We start from the raw sequence: 790 nt of genomic DNA, 5'->3' as shown, positions 1-790 counted from the left end.
GAGTAGGCGCGCCGTAAGCGACGGGGCGCGCCGCCGCCCCCGCCGAATGCCGGAAGCGGTCGGCAAGATCTGCCGGGCGGCCGCGCCGCGCCGCCCTCGATTCGGCGGCCGGCGCGGTGGTTTCGGTCGTCCGGGCACGGTCCGGCGGCTCGATCGAGGCCTTCGCGGCGCAGTCGAAGGCCTCGGACCGCGTCGGCGCACGGGCGAACCGTCCCGCCCGCCTTGCCGAATCCTCCCGCTCCGCTTCCTCCGCCAAGGCGCTGAACGGCATGCGCTATTCTGCCGGATAGCGATCCCGTCCGCTGGGTTCCCGTCACTGTTGCGCCGCGACAAGATTGCGGCATTTGAGCAACGGTTCGGCTCTCGCTGATCAGATTCGAGGCATTCCACTGTCTTTCGCCGACGCTCTGTAGAATAGTTATCAGCGTTGAGACACGGGCCGGCTTCGTAGGGGGCGCTTGGCACATCTCGCACGGGAGCCGCGCAGACGGCAGACCGGCAAGGTAGTGCAGAGGCGGCGGGACGAAGCGCGGAAATCCTTGGGAAGGAACGAGAAAATGATCAAGAACTGGCTTGCCGCAGCAGCGGTGATGCTTTCGGTCGGCGTGACCGCGACGGAAGCCTTCGCCCAGACCACCACGATCCCCGGCGAGCAGGTCGGCTTGGCCACCGGCGCGCCGCTGCCCGAGGGCGTCTACGCGATCAACACCTTCATCTACCGCCGGCCCGACGCCACCTTCGGCGCCGACACCGCGATCAACATCCCGGTCCTGGTCTGGTCGACCCCGCT

At 68.4% G+C, this 790-nt stretch carries 1 protein-coding gene and 1 pseudogene; one reads left to right on the top strand and one right to left on the bottom strand.

Annotated elements, in window-relative coordinates; all coding sequences use genetic code 11:
* Nucleotides 1–271 (bottom strand): hypothetical protein (locus FV222_RS30785; protein ID WP_210248523.1); only part of this gene is annotated, 271 nt, incomplete at its 3' end.
* 286 nt (nt 272–557) lie between these two features.
* Here FV222_RS30785 and FV222_RS27980 point away from each other — a divergent pair.
* Nucleotides 558–790 (top strand): annotated as a pseudogene (locus FV222_RS27980) (transporter); the annotation flags it as partial.

Origin of the sequence: Methylobacterium sp. WL103 (assembly GCF_008039885.1) — a bacterium.
Lineage (GTDB): Bacteria > Pseudomonadota > Alphaproteobacteria > Rhizobiales > Beijerinckiaceae > Methylobacterium > Methylobacterium cerastii.
Note: the sequence above shows the minus strand (reverse complement) of the source record. Positions and strands in the feature narration are given on the sequence as shown.